Origin of the sequence: Rhizobium sp. rho-13.1 (genome assembly GCF_007000305.1) — a bacterium.
Lineage (GTDB): Bacteria > Pseudomonadota > Alphaproteobacteria > Rhizobiales > Rhizobiaceae > Rhizobium > Rhizobium rhododendri.
The window spans coordinates 169,840-186,312 of sequence record NZ_SCFL01000008.1 but is presented as its reverse complement, the minus strand read 5'-3'; the positions used below and the strand labels follow the sequence as shown (position 1 = coordinate 186,312).

Genomic DNA, 16,473 nt, shown 5'->3' with positions numbered 1-16,473 from the left:
GCCAGGATGTCGGCAAGCTGGTCAAGCTGCTGGCCGGCCACAAGAAGACCGCGACGCTCACCGAAACCCATCCCACGTCCTATCGCCCCTGGGGCGGCTATACGTCGCTGATCAAGAGCGACCGCTTCCAGGTGAAGCGCATCTTCGTGACGCCTGGCAAGAAGCTGTCGCTGCAGAAACACCATCACCGCTCCGAGCACTGGATCGTCGTCAAGGGAACGGCCGAAGTCACCATCGGCGACAAGGTGCAGGTCGTGCGCGAGAACGAGTCCGTCTACATTCCGCTCGGCGAAGTCCACCGCATGGCCAATCCGGGCAAGATCCTGCTGGAGCTGATCGAGGTGCAGACCGGCTCCTATTTCGGCGAGGACGACATCATCCGCCTCAACGACGAATTCGGCCGCACCTGAGGCATACGACCGACTGGGCCGGCGGCGGGCGAAAGCCCGCCGTCAGACTACTGACAAAGGTATGATATAAATCTACAGGTCACTCGGGAATTTGAGCCGGTTGCCAAACTCCCCTCCCATCCTCGCCCCACTCCCCCTCGCCCCACTCCCCCTCGCCCTTGTGGCGGGGATCCGGTCAGCTCAAGTCCTTGAGCTGAAGGAGTCTTTGACCCGACAGACGTCGTATCTCTGGACCCCCGCCACAAGGGCGAGGATCACGGCGAGTGGGGTATCGCCCTCGTCAAACAAAGCTTCTTCAAGTTTGGCAGCCGTCTGACGGCGGGCAAAGGCCCGCTATTGGCGCTTTAGGGCCAGGATGTGGACACGGTCGGTAAAGCGCCTTGCTTTCTGTCGTTGCATTGCACACTATCCCCTCGGGAATAGCTGGCAAAAGAAAAAAATATGTCCATCAAAGCAAGTATCTACCACCTGACGCACTACAAGTATGACACGCCGGTCCGGCTCGGGCCGCAGATCATAAGGCTGAAACCGGCCTCGCATTCGAAGACCCGCGTCATCAGCCATTCGCTGAAGATTTCGCCGGAAAATCACTTCGTCAACCTGCAGCAAGACCCTTACGGCAACTACCTCGCCCGCTATGTCTTCCCTGAGCCGGTCACCGAATTCAAGATCGAGGTCGATCTCGTCGCCGACATGACGGTCTATAATCCGTTCGATTTCTTCGTCGAGGAATCGGCGCAGATGTGGCCCTTCGAGTATCCGGAGGACCTTCGCGACGACTTGAAGATCTACATGCAGCCAGAACCCATGAGCGATGCGTTGGCGGCCTTCATGGCGACCATCGACCGCTCCCCGACCGGGACCACGAATTTCGTCGTCGACCTGAATGCCCGCCTGCAGCGCGACATCAACTACGTGATCCGCATGGAGCCCGGCGTCCAGACGCCGGAGGAGACGCTGCTGGCAGCGCTTGGCTCCTGCCGCGACACCAGCTGGCTGTTGGTGGAAGTGCTGCGCAACCTCGGCTTTGCCGCCCGTTTCGTTTCCGGCTACCTGATTCAGCTGGCTCCTGACCTGAAAGCGCTCGACGGTCCCTCCGGTACGGAAGTCGATTTCACCGACCTGCACGCTTGGTGCGAAGTCTATCTGCCCGGCGCCGGCTGGATCGGCCTCGACCCGACCTCCGGCCTCCTGACCGGCGAGAGCCACATCCCGCTGGCAGCAACGCCGCACTACCGAAACGCGGCGCCGATCTCCGGCGCTATCTTCGGCCAGGCCAACACCGAATTCGATTTCGCCATGAACGTGACCCGCGTCGCCGAGCATCCGCGGATCACCAAGCCGTTTTCAGAAGAGTCCTGGCAAGCGCTGAACGCCCTCGGCGAGGCCGTTGACAAGGTTCTGGTCGACCAAGATGTCCGCCTGACCATGGGCGGCGAACCGACCTTTGTGTCGATAGACGACCTGCAGGGCGAGGAATGGAACACCGCTGCCGTCGGCCCGACGAAGCGCGATCTCGCCGACAAGCTGATCCGCAAGCTGCGCGAACGCTTTGCACCCGGCGGCTTCCTGCATTACGGCCAGGGCAAGTGGTATCCGGGCGAAAGCCTGCCCCGCTGGACCTTCTCACTTTATTGGCGCAAGGACGGCAAGCCGATCTGGCAGAACCCCGCCCTCATTGCCGCCGAAGGCGCCGACACCGGCGTCAAGGCCGAAGATGCCGGCAATCTGCTCACCGCCATCGCCAAGGAACTGGCCATCGAGCCCGACATGGTGCTGCCGGCCTATGAGGATCCGGCTGAATGGATCATCAAGGAAGGCAGCCTGCCCGAAAACGTCGATCCGTCAAATTCGAAGCTGAAGGACCCCGAGGAGCGCAACCGCATCGCTCGCGTTTTCGAGCGCGGCCTGACGGTGGCGACCGGCTATATCCTGCCGGTCCAGGCGTGGAACGCCAAGGCCAGCGGCCAGCGCTGGATCAGCGAAAAATGGAAGACCCGCCGCGGCAAGATCTTCCTCGTGCCCGGCGACAGCCCCGTCGGCTATCGCCTGCCGCTCGGCACCCTGCCCTACGTGCCGCCTTCGAGCTATCCCTACATCCACGAGGCAGATCCCTCGATCCCCCGCGTACCGCTGCCTGATGTCGTGGTGCCGGCCGGCCGCGCCATGCCGGAAGCCTCCTTCCAGACCGACGACAGCGGCCAATCGCGGGTCGAACAGACCCTCGGCGAAATCGGCGGCGCCGTGCGCACGGCCATGTCCGTCGAGCCGCGCGATGGCCGCCTCTGCGTGTTCATGCCGCCGGTCGAGCGTATCGAGGACTACCTCGAGCTGATCGCTGCGGCCGAAAACGCAGCAGCCGAGCTCAACCTGCCGATCCATATCGAAGGCTACCCGCCGCCCCACGACGAACGCATCAACGTCATCCGTGTCGCTCCCGATCCGGGCGTCATCGAAGTCAACATCCACCCTGCCGCCAGCTGGCAGGAATGTGTCGCCATCACCACGACCGTCTATGAAGAGGCACGCCAGACGCGTCTCGGCACTGACAAGTTTCTGATCGACGGGCGCCACACCGGCACCGGCGGCGGCAACCACGTCGTCGTCGGCGGCAAGAACCCCGCCGACAGCCCGTTCCTGCGCCGCCCGGATCTTCTGAAGAGCCTGGTGCTGCACTGGCAACGCCATCCCTCGATGTCCTACTTGTTCTCCGGCCTGTTCATCGGACCGACGAGCCAGGCGCCGCGCTTCGACGAAGCCCGTCACGACAGCCTGTACGAGCTGGAAATCGCCATGTCCCAGGTGCCGGCGCCGGGAATGGGCGAGCCGCCGCTTCCGTGGCTCGTGGACCGGCTGTTCCGCAACGTGCTGATCGACGTCACCGGCAATACCCACCGCTCGGAAATCTGCATCGACAAGCTGTTTTCCCCGGATGGCCCGACTGGCCGCCTCGGCCTCGTGGAGTTCCGTGGTTTCGAAATGCCGCCGAATGCCCGCATGAGCCTTGCCCAGCAATTGCTGGTCCGCGCGCTCATCGCACGCTTCTGGAAGGCGCCGATCGACGGCCGGCTGGTCCGCTGGGGAACGTCGTTGCACGACCGCTTCATGCTGCCGCACTATATCTGGCAGGATTTCCTCGAGGTGCTCGCCGATCTCAAGGCCCACGGCTTCGACCTGAGGCCGGAGTGGTTCCAGGCACAACTCGAATTCCGCTTCCCGTTCTCTGGCGAAGTCGAATACGAAGGCAACAAGCTGGAACTTCGCCAGGCACTCGAACCATGGCATGTCATGGGCGAGGAAGGGGCAATCGGCGGAACCGTCCGCTTCGTCGATTCATCGGTCGAGAGGCTGCAGGTCCGGTTGGAAAGCAACAACCCATCGCGCTACACCGTCGCCTGCAACGGCCGCGCCGTGCCGCTGACACCAACGGGCGTCGCCGGCGTCTCGGTTGCCGGCGTGCGTTTCAAGGCCTGGCATCCGGCCTCCGGGCTGCACCCGGTACTGCCCGTCAACACGCCGCTGACCTTCGATATCTACGATACGTGGTCGCAGCGGTCGATCGGCGGCTGCATCTACCATGTTGCGCATCCCGGCGGTCGCAACTATGAGACTTTCCCGGTGAACAACAACGAGGCGGAAGCTCGCCGCCTTGCCCGCTTCGAACCGTGGGGCCACACTGCTGGCGCCTATCCCCTGCGGCCAGAACTGACATCCCCGGAATTTCCGCTGACCCTGGATCTCAGGCGTCCGACCGGAATTTGAACTGAGAACGCGATGTCCAAGAAACCGGCAACTGTAGGTACGGAAAAGGCAACGGCTGACATCGGCATCGATCCGGCCTTTGCCTATGCCGCCATGCCCGGCGTCGCAGACGAGATGGTCGACAAATCCGGCGCCGTGCGTCCCGTCTGGCAGAAGTTTCTGGCGGGCCTCAGCCGCATGCCGGAAAAGGAGCTGCACGAGCGCTTTGCCCGCGCCGACCGTTATCTCCGCGATGCCGGCGTCTTCTACCGCGACTACGGCACCAAGGGTGTCACCGAACGCAACTGGCCGATATCGCATATTCCAGTGCTTATCGACGAGCGTGAATGGCAGACCCTGTCGGAAGGCCTGGTGCAGCGCGCGAACCTGCTGGAAAAGGTCATCGCCGACATCTACGGCGACAACACCCTGGTCAAGGAAGGCTATCTCCCACCGGCTTTGGTGGGCTCCAACCCGGAATTCCTGCGACCGCTGGTCGGCGTGAAACCGGCGGGCGGCCACTATCTGCATTTCCTGGCTTTCGAGATCGGCCGTGGGCCAGATGGCAACTGGTGGGTGCTGGCCGACAGGACCCAGGCCCCGTCCGGAGCGGGCTTCGCGCTTGAAACCCGTGTTGCCACCACCCGTGCCTTTTCCGATCTCTATGCCGATGCCAGCGTGCATCGGCTCGCCTCGTTCTTCGGCGCCTTCCGCGATACGTTGCAGGCCATGAAGCAGGGCGGTGACGGCAGGATCGCAGTTCTCTCGCCCGGCCCCGCAAACGAGACCTATTACGAGCACGCCTATATCGCCCGCTATCTCGGCTTTATGCTGCTCGAGGGCGAAGACCTGACAGTCGTCAACAATCAGGTGATGGTACGAACCGTCGCCGGACTGAAGCCGATCAGCGTCCTCTGGCGTCGCCTGGACTCCAACTATGCCGACCCCCTGGAACTCGCGCAGCACTCGCATATCGGCACTCCCGGCCTTGTCGAGGCGTTGCGCTCGCAATCGGTGACCATCGTCAATGCGCTTGGCTCCGGTGTCCTCGAGACGCGGGCGCTGCTGGCCTTCATGCCGACCATATCGCGCCACCTGCTGGGCGAAGAGCTGAAACTGCCGTCGATCGCCACCTGGTGGTGCGGCCAGAAGGCAGAACGTGCCCAGGTCGCCCGCAACATCGAGAAGATGGTGATCGGGCCGGCCTATTCCCGCCTGCCCTTCTTCGACGACAACGGCCAGTCCGTGCTCGGCTCGACCCTGCGTGCCACGGCAAAGGAATCGATTGCCGACTGGCTGAAGAGCGACGGCCGCAAGCTGGTTGGACAGGAGGTCGTCACCCTGTCGACCACTCCGGCCTGGATAAACGGCAAGCTGCAGCCGCGGCCGATGAGCCTGCGCGTTTTCGCCGCTCGCACCGAGAACGGCTGGAAGATCATGCCCGGCGGCTTTGCCCGCATCGGCAGCGGCGACGATGTGGCCGCCATCGCCATGCAGGCCGGCGGCTCGGCCGCCGATGTCTGGATCGTCAGCGACAAACCCGTCGAGCGCCACACGCTGTTGCCGGCCGAGGAAACTTTCACGCGCAACATGCCCGGAAGCCTCCCGAGCCGCGCCGCCGACAACCTGTTCTGGCTGGGCCGCTACATCGAGCGGGCCGAAGGCGCGCTGCGCATCCTTCGCGCTTGGCATGGCCGTTTCGCAGAATCCGCCGATCCCAAGCAGCCGCTGCTGGCAGACGTCAGCGACTATCTCGGCATCGTCGACATCGACACCAAGGAGGCTGTGCCGGAAACCCTGCTGCGCAATATCGAGAGCGCCGTCTATTCCGCTAGCAACATCCGCGACCGCTTTTCACCCGACGGCTGGCTGGCCCTCAACGATCTCGCCAAGACCGCCCGCCGTTTCAAGGACCACGTGAAGGCCGGCGACGACGCCAGCCATGCGATGACGATCCTTTTGCGCAAGCTTGCAGGCTTTGCCGGTCTGGTGCACGAAAACATGTACCGCTTCACCGGTTGGCGCTTCCTGTCCCTCGGTCGCTACATCGAGCGTGGCCTGTTCATGACTCGTGTACTCGGCCATATGTCAGGCCCGGATGCGCCGGACGGATCGCTCGACATGCTGCTGGAGATCGGCGACAGCGTCATGACCCACCGTCGGCGCTACAACGTCAACACCGCGCGGCTGACGGTCACCGACCTCCTGGCGCTCGACCCGCTCAATCCGCGCTCGATCCTGTTCCAGTTGAACGAGATCCACCGCGAGGTGGCGCAACTTCCCGGCGCCACCGTCAATGGCCAGATGTCGCCCTTCTGTCGCGAGGCACTCAGGCTACAATCGGGCCTGGCAGTGTTGACGCCTGAAACCATGACGGCCGACGCCTACCAACGGCTTGAGCGCGAACTCGAACATCTGTCGGACCTTCTGGCTCACACCTATCTGGGATAGATCATGCAATACGACCTGTCCCTGAAAATGGGCTATACCTACCAGATCCCGGCCTCCAACGCCCGTCACATGCTGCGGTTGCTTCCCCTGTCGCTGCCGGGCCGCCAGCGGCTGGTAGCGGGTTCCCTGACGATCTCGCCTGTCCCGGAAGAGCAGAGGCTGTTTACCGACTTCTTCCTGCATCCGACGACCTCGCTCCTGGTGCGCAAGCCCCATGAAAAGCTCGAGATCCGCATGAAGGCCCGCGTACACGTCGAAAGCCTCGCAACCACGGCAGATTTCTCGCCGCTTCTGCCGGACCTTGCAGACGAGATCGCCGATTGCTGGTCTGTCGATGCGCTGTCTCCGCACCATTTCCTGAGCGCCAGTCCGCGCCTGTCGGAAAGCACCGAGATTGCCGACTATGCCCGCCAGTGGGCATCGAGCCCGCTAACGGTGATGCAGATCGTCCGCGCAATGTGCTCTAAGATCTACGAGGACTTCACCTATGACGGCAAGGCGACGAATGTCGACACGACGCCGAACGAGGCCTTCAAGCTGAAACGCGGCGTCTGCCAGGATTTTTCACACATCATGATCATCGCGCTGCGCAGCCTCGGCATCCCCGCCGGCTACGTCAGCGGCTTCCTGCGCACCATCCCGCCACCCGGCAAGACGCGGCTCGAAGGCGCCGATGCAATGCACGCCTGGGTGCGCGCATGGTGCGGTGAAACCGTCGGCTGGATAGAGCTAGATCCGACCAACGATATACCGGCAAGCACAGACCACATCGTCGTCGCCTACGGCCGCGACTATTCCGATGTCGCACCGGTCATCGGCGTGGTGAAGAGCTACGGCAGCCAGAAGATCGACCAGGCAGTCGACGTCATTCCGCTCGGCTAGATTCCCAAAACTGGAATATGCGACCGGATCGCTCAAATCGTACCTAAGTTGTCAATGCAATGAAAAGGATTACCCGACTAGGGTACCCAGAGTTGTGGGGCAATACCTTAGGTGAACATGATGAGCACCAATTTCAGATCCGGTTTCGGCTTGCGCCGTTTTTTCAGCGACCGGAGCGGCAATTTCGGCATTCTGACGGCGCTAGCGGTGCCCGTCGTATTTGCCGGCGCCGGAGTGGCGGTAGACGTCTCCAACATGGTGTTGTCGAAGAACCAGGTTCAAAATGCGACCGATGCCGCAGCACTGGCGACAGCCAGCGCTTTGGCCGCTGGCGACATTGACAGCACCACGGCAACGCAATTTGGCAAGGACTTCGTCACCGGTCAGATGGCCAACTATATGGCGGGCGACGCCACAGCCTTGGCAGCGATCAAGTCGAGCACCACCGTCAGTGTGACGCAAGCCGCCAATGGTGCAACAGGCAAGATCTTCAGCGTATCGGTCAGCTCCGGATATAACATGAACGTCAACGGCCTGACCCGTCTCTTGGGCTTGAACACCGTCAAAATCGGTGCGGGCAGTTCAACGTCGAGCGCCACGGAAAGCAAGAACGCGCTGTCGATGTATCTGGTACTCGACCGGTCCGGCTCGATGGACGAAGACACTGCGACCGTCAACGCCACGACTCCGACGAAAACGGTATGCGATTTAGCAATCGGCAACTTTTGTTTCCGCCAACGGACCGTCACCAACTACTACAGCAAAATGGAATCTCTCAAGATTGCCGTGACCAATCTCACCGCGCAGTTGAAGAAAGCTGATCCGAACATGCTCTATGTCCGAACCGGCGGCGATTCCTACAATAACCAGGCCCAAACCGCATCGGCCCTGACCTGGGGAACGTCAGACATCAGTTCCTATGTCAACAAGTTAACTGCTGATGGCACAACCGATTCAAGCGGCGCCTTTAAAAATGCATACGAAGCTCTGATAGCTTCGACCGAAGACACCGCCCATCACAACAAAAACGGCCAGGTTCCAACCAAATATATCGTTTTCATGACGGATGGCGACAACAACGTTGCCAATGCCGATGCTACGACCAAAACATATTGCGATAAGGCCAGAACCGCAGGCTTCCAAGTCTACACAGTAGCGTTGATGGCGCCTTCAAACGGCCAGGCCTTGCTCAACTATTGCGCGACCTCGCCATCAACTTACTTCAAAGCGGAAAATTCCGATGACCTGATTGCGGCCTTCAAGGCAATCGGCGAGAAAGCCACGCTGCAGTTGACGTTGATGACCAAGTAGCGAGTTCGCTCTACCTTATCACCCAACCACCACACCCGCTCCACCCCTCGGAGCGGGTTTTCTTTCGCGTCCAGGGTGTTGCTTGCTGCCGAAATCAGCCCTTTGGCGCGCGCAATTGACGTGCCGCACCAACCTCTCCGGCTATTTTCCGCTTTCGCGATATTCCTTTGTTGCAACTGCTCTATATCGGTGCATAAACTGGAGGCAGAGACGCGTTCGGAAAACGATTTATTCAGATTTAACACTCTGATTACAAATCATAAATGGCGAGACCAACCATGAATACGATTTCAAAGGCCTCACTCCCCGCGCCCGCGCCCCGCAGTTCCCGTCCTGAGATTCTGGCCGAAGAAATCATCGAGCGCCTGACCTACCGTATCGGCAAGGATGCCAAGGTCGCCAAGCCGCACGACTGGCTCACCGCAACCATCCTCGTCATCCGTGACCGGATCATAGACCGCTGGATGGAATCCACCCGCAAAACCTACGCATCCGGCGCCAAGCGCGTCTATTACCTGTCTCTGGAATTCCTCATCGGTCGCCTCATGCGCGATGCCATTTCCAATCTCGAATTGATGGAAGAGATCACCGAGGCCCTCACCTCGCTCGGTGTCGACGTCAACGTCATCGCCAGCCTCGAGCCTGATGCAGCGCTTGGCAACGGCGGCCTCGGCCGTCTCGCCGCCTGCTTCATGGAGTCGATGGCCACGGTCGACGTGCCCGCCTACGGCTACGGCATCCGCTACGTGCACGGCCTGTTCCGCCAGCAGATGGCAGATGGCTGGCAGGTCGAACTGCCGGAGACCTGGCTGGCGCACGGCAACCCTTGGGAATTCGAGCGCCGCGAGAGTGCCTACGAGGTTGGCTACGGCGGTGCCGTGGAAATCGTCGCCGGCAACGAGGATGCGCCGCGCTATGTCTGGAAGCCCGCAGAGCGAGTGATCGCGGCGGCCTTCGATACACCCGTCGTCGGCTGGCGCGGCAAGCGCGTCAACACGCTGCGCCTGTGGGCAGCCCAGCCGATCGATCCGATCCTGCTCGACGCCTTCAACGCGGGCGATCATATCGGCGCACTGCGCGAGAGCAACAAGGCTGAAAGCCTGACCCGCGTCCTCTACCCGGCAGACGGCACGCCGGCCGGCCAGGAACTGCGCCTTCGCCAGGAGTTCTTCTTCTGCTCTGCCTCGCTGCAGGACATTATCCGCCGCCACCTGCAGCAATATGACGACCTGACATCGCTGCCGGACAAGGTCGCCATCCAGCTGAACGACACCCATCCGGCCGTCTCCGTTCCGGAACTGATGCGCCTGCTGGTCGACGTCCACGGCTTCGAATTCGACGCCGCCTGGGACATCACCCGCAAGACGTTTTCTTACACGAACCACACGCTGCTGCCGGAAGCGCTGGAAAGCTGGCCGATCCCCTTGTTCGAACGGCTGCTGCCGCGCCACATGCAGATCGTCTACGCGATCAACACCACAGTGCTGCTCGAAGCGCGCAAGGTGCACAACTTCACCGACGCCGAGATCCGCAGCGTTTCGATGATCGACGAGAGCGGCGAACGTCGCCTGCGGATGGGCAACCTCGCCTTCATCGGCTCGCATTCCATCAACGGCGTGTCTGCCCTGCATACCGAGCTGATGAAGGACACGGTTTTCGCGGACTTGAACAAGCTCTATCCCGACCGCATCAACAACAAGACCAACGGCATCACGCCGCGCCGCTGGCTGATGCAGTGCAATCCGGGGCTGACAAGCCTGATCCGCGAAACCATCGGCGACGCCTTCATGGACGATGCCGAGAAGCTTAAGCCGCTCGACGCTTTCGCCGGCGATGCCGCCTTCCAGGAAAAATTCGCCAAGATCAAGCGCGACAACAAGGCTCGTCTTTCCAATCTGGTCGCCGGCCGCATGGGCATCAAGCTGGATCCGAATGCCATGTTCGACATCCAGATCAAGCGCATCCACGAATACAAGCGCCAGCTCCTCAATATCGTCGAGACCGTGGCCCTCTACGACCAGATCCGATCGCATCCCGAACTCGACTGGCAGCCGCGCGTCAAACTGTTCGCCGGCAAGGCGGCGCCGAGCTATCACAACGCAAAGCTGATCATCAAGCTGATCAACGATGTCGCCAAGGTCATCAACAACGACCCGTCGGTGCGCGGTCTCCTGAAGGTCGTATTCATTCCGAACTATAACGTCTCGCTTGCCGAAGTGATGGTGCCCGCTGCCGACCTGTCGGAGCAGATCTCGACCGCCGGCATGGAAGCGTCCGGCACCGGCAACATGAAATTTGGCCTCAACGGCGCGCTCACCATCGGCACGCTGGACGGCGCGAATGTCGAGATGCGCGACAATGTCGGCGCCGACAACATCGTCATCTTCGGTCTTACCGCCGAGCAGGTTGCCAAGGTCAGGACCGACGGGCACAACCCACGCCAGGTGATCGAGCAGTCCCGCGAACTGGCACAGGCGCTGGCTGCCATCTCCTCGGGCGTATTTTCGCCGGACGACCGCAATCGCTACACCGACCTGATCGAAGGTATCTATGCCCATGACTGGTTCATGGTTGCTGCCGATTTCGACAGCTACGCCGCCGCCCAGCGCGACGTCGACCTTCTCTGGGCTGATAAGGCGACCTGGTACAACAAGACCATCTGCAATACGGCGCGCATGGGCTGGTTCTCATCCGACCGGACCATCCGCCAGTATGCGGATGAGATCTGGAGAGCTTGATGAAGAAACGAAAAGCCGGCGCTGAAGGCACGGCCGCAAAGAACGTCTCCGCCGAGACGATCGCAGCGATACTGAACGCAGAGCATACCGACCCGTTTTCGGTCCTCGGGGTGCAGCAGACGGACGAAGGCTTTGTCGTCCGATGCTTCGTTCCCGGTGCCGAGGCAGTCAGCGCGACCACCATCGACGGTACGTTGATCGGCGAACTCGAAATGCTCGATCCAGCCGGATTTTTCGCAGGGCCGGTAACTCTTTCGAAGCTGCAGCCGGTGCGCTACCGCGCCCGCCGCGACGATGCGGAATGGGCCGTCACGGATCCCTATTCCTTCGGCCCCGTGCTCGGCCCAATGGACGATTATTACGCTCGCGAAGGCTCCGATCTTCGCCTGTTCGACAAGATGGGCGCCCACCCGCTGAAGCATGAAGGCGTCCACGGCTTCCATTTCGCCGTCTGGGCACCGAACGCACGCCGGGTTTCCGTCGTCGGCGAATTCAACGGCTGGGACGGCCGCCGCCACGTCATGCGGCTGCGCAGCGACAGCGGTATCTGGGAAATCTTTGCCCCGGACGTCCGGACCGGCGTCACCTACAAGTACGAGATCATCGGCAAGGACGGCGATCTGCAGCCCCTTAAGGCCGATCCCTATGCACGACGCGGCGAGATGCGTCCGAAGAACGCATCGGTGACGACGCCGGAACTGGTGCAGGACTGGGAAGACGATGCCCACAGAAAGCATTGGTCGGATGTCGACCACCGTCGCCAGCCGATTTCCATCTACGAAGTGCATGCCGGCTCCTGGCAGCGCAACGACGATGGCACGATGCTGTCCTGGGACGAGATGGCCTCACGGCTGATCCCCTACGTCGTCGACATGGGCTTTACCCATATCGAATTCCTGCCCATCACCGAGCACCCCTACGATCCCTCCTGGGGCTACCAGACCACCGGTCTCTATGCCCCGACGGCCCGGTTCGGAGAGCCCGAAGGCTTTGCCCGCTTCGTCAACGGCGCCCACAAGGTCGGCGTCAGCGTCATCCTAGACTGGGTGCCGGCGCACTTTCCGACCGACGCCCACGGCCTCCGGCATTTCGACGGCACGGCCCTTTACGAGCATGCCGACCCACGCCAGGGCTTTCATCCTGACTGGAACACCGCGATCTACAATTTCGGTCGCACCGAGGTCGTCTCCTACCTGCTCAACAACGCCGTCTACTGGGCCGAGAAATTCCACCTGGACGGCTTGCGCGTCGATGCCGTCGCCTCGATGCTCTACCTCGACTATTCGCGCAAGCACGGCGAATGGGTGCCCAACGAGTACGGTGGCAACGAAAACCTCGAGGCCGTTCGTTTCCTCCAGGAGATGAACAAGCGGCTCTACGGCAGCCACCCCGGTGTCATGTCGATCGCCGAGGAGTCCACCTCTTGGCCCAAGGTTTCAGCACCCGTGCACGAAGGCGGACTGGGATTCGGCTTCAAGTGGAACATGGGCTTCATGCACGACACGCTGAGCTATCTTGCCCGCGAGCCCGTGCATCGCAAGCACCACCACAGCGAACTGACCTTCGGCCTGATCTACGCCTATTCCGAAAATTTCGTTCTGCCGATTTCCCACGACGAAGTGGTGCACGGCAAGGGCTCGATGATCGCCAAGATGGCCGGCGACGACTGGCAGAAATTCGCCAACCTGCGCGCTTTCTATGGCTTCATGTGGGGTTATCCCGGCAAGAAGCTGTTGTTCATGGGCCAGGAGTTTGCCCAGTGGAGTGAATGGAGCGAGGAGCGAGCGCTCGACTGGAACCTGCTGCAATACCGCATGCACGAGGGCATGCGCCGGCTGGTGCGCGACCTCAACTTCACCTACCGCAGCAAGCCGTCGCTGCATGCCCGCGACTGCGAGGGCGAAGGCTTCGAGTGGCTCGTCGTGGATGACGATACCAACTCGGTCTATGCCTGGCTGCGCAAGGCACCGGGTGAAAAGCCGATTGCCGTGATCACCAATTTCACGCCTGTCTATCGGGAGAACTATGCGCTTCCACTGCCGGCGGAGGGGCGCTGGCGGGAGATCCTGAATACCGATGCCGACATCTATGGCGGCAGCGGCAAAGGGAACGGAGGACGGGTGCAGGCCGTTAATGCCGGGGGAAGCATCATGGCCAACATCACCCTGCCGCCGCTGGCGACCATTCTGCTGGAACCGGAATTTTAAGAATCGATTGGGAGGATAAAATGGTAGAGAAACGCATTCAGCCCCTGGCGCGCGACGCTATGGCCTATGTCCTCGCAGGTGGCCGAGGAAGCCGCCTGAAGGAACTGACCGACCGCCGCGCCAAGCCTGCGGTGTACTTCGGCGGCAAGGCACGCATTATCGATTTCGCGCTGTCCAACGCGCTTAACTCCGGTATCCGTCGCATCGGCGTTGCGACGCAGTACAAGGCGCACTCGCTGATCCGCCACATGCAGCGCGGCTGGAACTTCTTCCGCCCAGAGCGTAACGAAAGCTTCGACATCCTCCCGGCCAGCCAGCGCGTTTCCGAAACGCAGTGGTACGAGGGCACCGCCGACGCCGTCTTCCAAAACATCGACATCATCCAGGACTACGGCGTCGAATACATGGTGATCCTGGCCGGCGACCACGTCTACAAGATGGACTACGAATACATGCTGCAGCAGCATGTCGACTCAGGCGCTGACGTCACTATCGGCTGCCTGGAAGTGCCGCGCATGGAGGCTGTCGGCTTCGGCGTGGTGCACGTCGACGAGCATGACCGCATCATCGATTTCGTCGAGAAGCCCGCCGATCCACCCGCAATCCCGGGCAAGCCGGAAAGCTCCTTCGCGTCGATGGGCATCTATGTCTTCCGCACCAAGTTCCTGATCGAGGAGCTGCGCCGCGATGCGGCCGATCCAAATTCCAGCCGCGACTTCGGCAAGGATATCATTCCCTACATCGTCAAGAACGGCAAAGCCGTCGCCCACCGCTTCGCCCAGTCCTGCGTTCGCTCCGACTTCGAGAACGAGCCCTACTGGCGCGACGTCGGCACCATCGACGCCTACTGGCAGGCCAATGTCGATCTGACGGCCATCGTCCCCGAACTCGATATCTACGACAAGAGCTGGCCGATCTGGACCTATGCCGAAATCAACCCGCCGGCGAAATTCGTCCATGACGACGAAGACCGCCGCGGCTCGGCCGTATCCTCGCTGGTCGCGGGCGACTGCATCATATCGGGCGCGACACTGTCGAACAGCCTGCTGTTCACCGGCGTCAGGGCGAACTCATATTCGCGCCTCGAAGGTGCCGTCGTGCTGCCGAGCGTCAAGATCGGGCGCCGGGCGCAGCTGAAGAACGTCGTTATCGACCACGGCGTCACCATTCCGGAGGGTCTGGTTGTCGGTGAGGACATCGAGCTCGACGCCAAGCGCTTCCGCCGAAGCGAAGGCGGTATCTGCCTGATCACCCAATCGATGATCGATAAACTGGATATTTGATAATATGAAAGTCCTGTCGGTCGCGTCCGAAGTCTTCCCATTGATCAAGACAGGGGGCCTGGCCGACGTTGTCGGAGCCCTGCCCGGAGCGCTTAAGAGCCACGGCATCGACACCAAAACCCTGCTGCCCGGCTACCGGGCAGTGATGAGCGTCATAAGATCACCCGTCGTCGTACATGTCTTCAGCGACTTGCTCGGCGCCCCCGCCACCCTGCTCGAGGTCGACCATCACGGCATGTCGGTGCTGGTTCTCGACGCTCCGGCCTATTTCGACCGGGCCGGCGGCCCCTATGTCGATGAACGCGGTCGGGACCACCCCGACAACTGGCATCGCTTCGCCGCGCTGTCGCTCGCCGGGGCCGAGATTGCCGCGGGAGTGATCCCGGACTGGAAGCCGGACATCGTCCATGTCCACGACTGGCAGGCCGCCATGGTGCCGGTCTACATGCGCTACAGCGAGACACCGGAAATCCCGAGCGTCGTCACCATCCACAACATCGCCTTCCAGGGCCAGTTCGGCAACGATATCTTCCCGAAGCTGAGGCTGCCGCGCCATGCCCTATCCATGGAAGGCGTCGAATACTATGGCGATGTCTGCTACCTGAAGGGCGGCCTGCAGGCAGCCCATGCGATCACCACCGTCAGCCCCTCCTACGCCGAAGAAATTCTCACCCCCGAGTTCGGCATGGGGCTGGAAGGCGTCATTGCCAGCCGCCAGAGAGACCTCCACGGCATCGTCAACGGCATCGATTCAGACGTCTGGAACCCGGACACCGATGCGATGATCAGCCAGAACTTCAGCCTCTCGAAGCTCACAAAGAGGGACGAGAACCGGCTGGCGATCATCGACCATTTCCATCTCGACAACGACAATGCCCCGATCTTCTGCATCATCAGCCGCCTGACCTGGCAGAAGGGTATGGACCTCGTCGCCACCACGATCGACGAGATCGTCGGCATGGGTGCCAAACTCGCTATCCTCGGCGCCGGCGACGCAGCACTCGAGGGTGCATTGCTCGCAGCAACCGCTGCCCATCCCGGCCGCGTCGGCATGGCCGTCGGCTATAACGAACCGATGTCGCACCTGATGCAGGCAGGCTGCGACGGCATCATCATTCCCTCCCGTTTCGAGCCTTGCGGGCTAACCCAACTCTACGGCCTGCGCTACGGCTGCGTGCCGATCGTAGCGCGTACCGGTGGGCTGAACGACACCGTCATCGACGCCAATCACGCTGCTCTACAGGCAAAAGTCGCCACCGGTGTGCAGTTTGCACCGGTCACGGTAGACGGCCTTTTGCAGGCAGTGCGCCGCGCCATCCGGCTGTTTCAGGATCGAAAACTCTGGACGCAGATGCAAAAGCAGGGCATGAAATCCGACGTATCCTGGGGAAAGAGCGCAGAGCGCTACGCCGCCCTTTATTCCAGCCTCGTCTCGAAAGGCAACTAACCC

Annotated in this window: 9 protein-coding genes; all 9 read left to right on the top strand. The window is 61.6% G+C overall.

Features of this window, described 5'->3' with window-relative positions:
* On the top strand, positions 1–410 hold a 410-nt coding region (locus EQW76_RS19275), incomplete at its 5' end, for a cupin domain-containing protein (protein ID WP_143123069.1).
* A 441-nt stretch (positions 411–851) separates the two neighbouring features.
* Positions 852–4,172 carry a transglutaminase family protein gene (locus EQW76_RS19270; RefSeq protein WP_142830548.1) on the top strand — a complete coding sequence of 1,107 codons (3,321 nt, stop codon included), beginning with the start codon at positions 852–854 and terminating at the stop codon, positions 4,170–4,172.
* Positions 4,173–4,184: 12 nt separating this feature from the next.
* Positions 4,185–6,602, top strand: a complete 2,418-nt coding sequence (locus tag EQW76_RS19265; RefSeq protein WP_142830546.1) for a circularly permuted type 2 ATP-grasp protein — start codon at positions 4,185–4,187, stop codon at positions 6,600–6,602.
* 3 nt (positions 6,603–6,605) lie between these two features.
* A complete protein-coding gene (locus EQW76_RS19260) occupies positions 6,606–7,484 on the top strand; it encodes a transglutaminase family protein (protein WP_142830544.1) in 879 nt (292 codons plus the stop codon).
* 120 nt (positions 7,485–7,604) lie between these two features.
* Positions 7,605–8,795, top strand: a complete 1,191-nt coding sequence (locus EQW76_RS19255; protein ID WP_142830542.1) for a pilus assembly protein — start codon at positions 7,605–7,607, stop codon at positions 8,793–8,795.
* A 278-nt stretch (positions 8,796–9,073) separates the two neighbouring features.
* The gene (locus tag EQW76_RS19250) at positions 9,074–11,533 is read left to right on the top strand and encodes a glycogen/starch/alpha-glucan phosphorylase (RefSeq protein ID WP_142830540.1); all 2,460 of its coding nucleotides are present in this window, start codon (positions 9,074–9,076) and stop codon (positions 11,531–11,533) included.
* Positions 11,533–13,740, top strand: coding sequence for a 1,4-alpha-glucan branching protein GlgB (gene glgB, locus EQW76_RS19245; RefSeq protein ID WP_142830538.1), 2,208 nt, complete (start codon positions 11,533–11,535; stop codon positions 13,738–13,740). Before EQW76_RS19250 ends, glgB begins: the two co-directional genes overlap by 1 nt.
* Positions 13,741–13,760: 20 nt before the next feature.
* Positions 13,761–15,023 (top strand): glucose-1-phosphate adenylyltransferase, encoded by a 1,263-nt coding sequence (gene glgC / locus EQW76_RS19240; protein WP_142830536.1) that lies wholly within the window; start codon positions 13,761–13,763, stop codon positions 15,021–15,023.
* A 4-nt stretch (positions 15,024–15,027) separates the two neighbouring features.
* On the top strand, positions 15,028–16,470 hold the full coding sequence (gene glgA, locus EQW76_RS19235) for a glycogen synthase GlgA (RefSeq protein WP_142830535.1): 1,443 nt from the start codon (positions 15,028–15,030) through the stop codon (positions 16,468–16,470).
* The last annotated feature ends 3 nt before the right edge of the window (positions 16,471–16,473 follow it).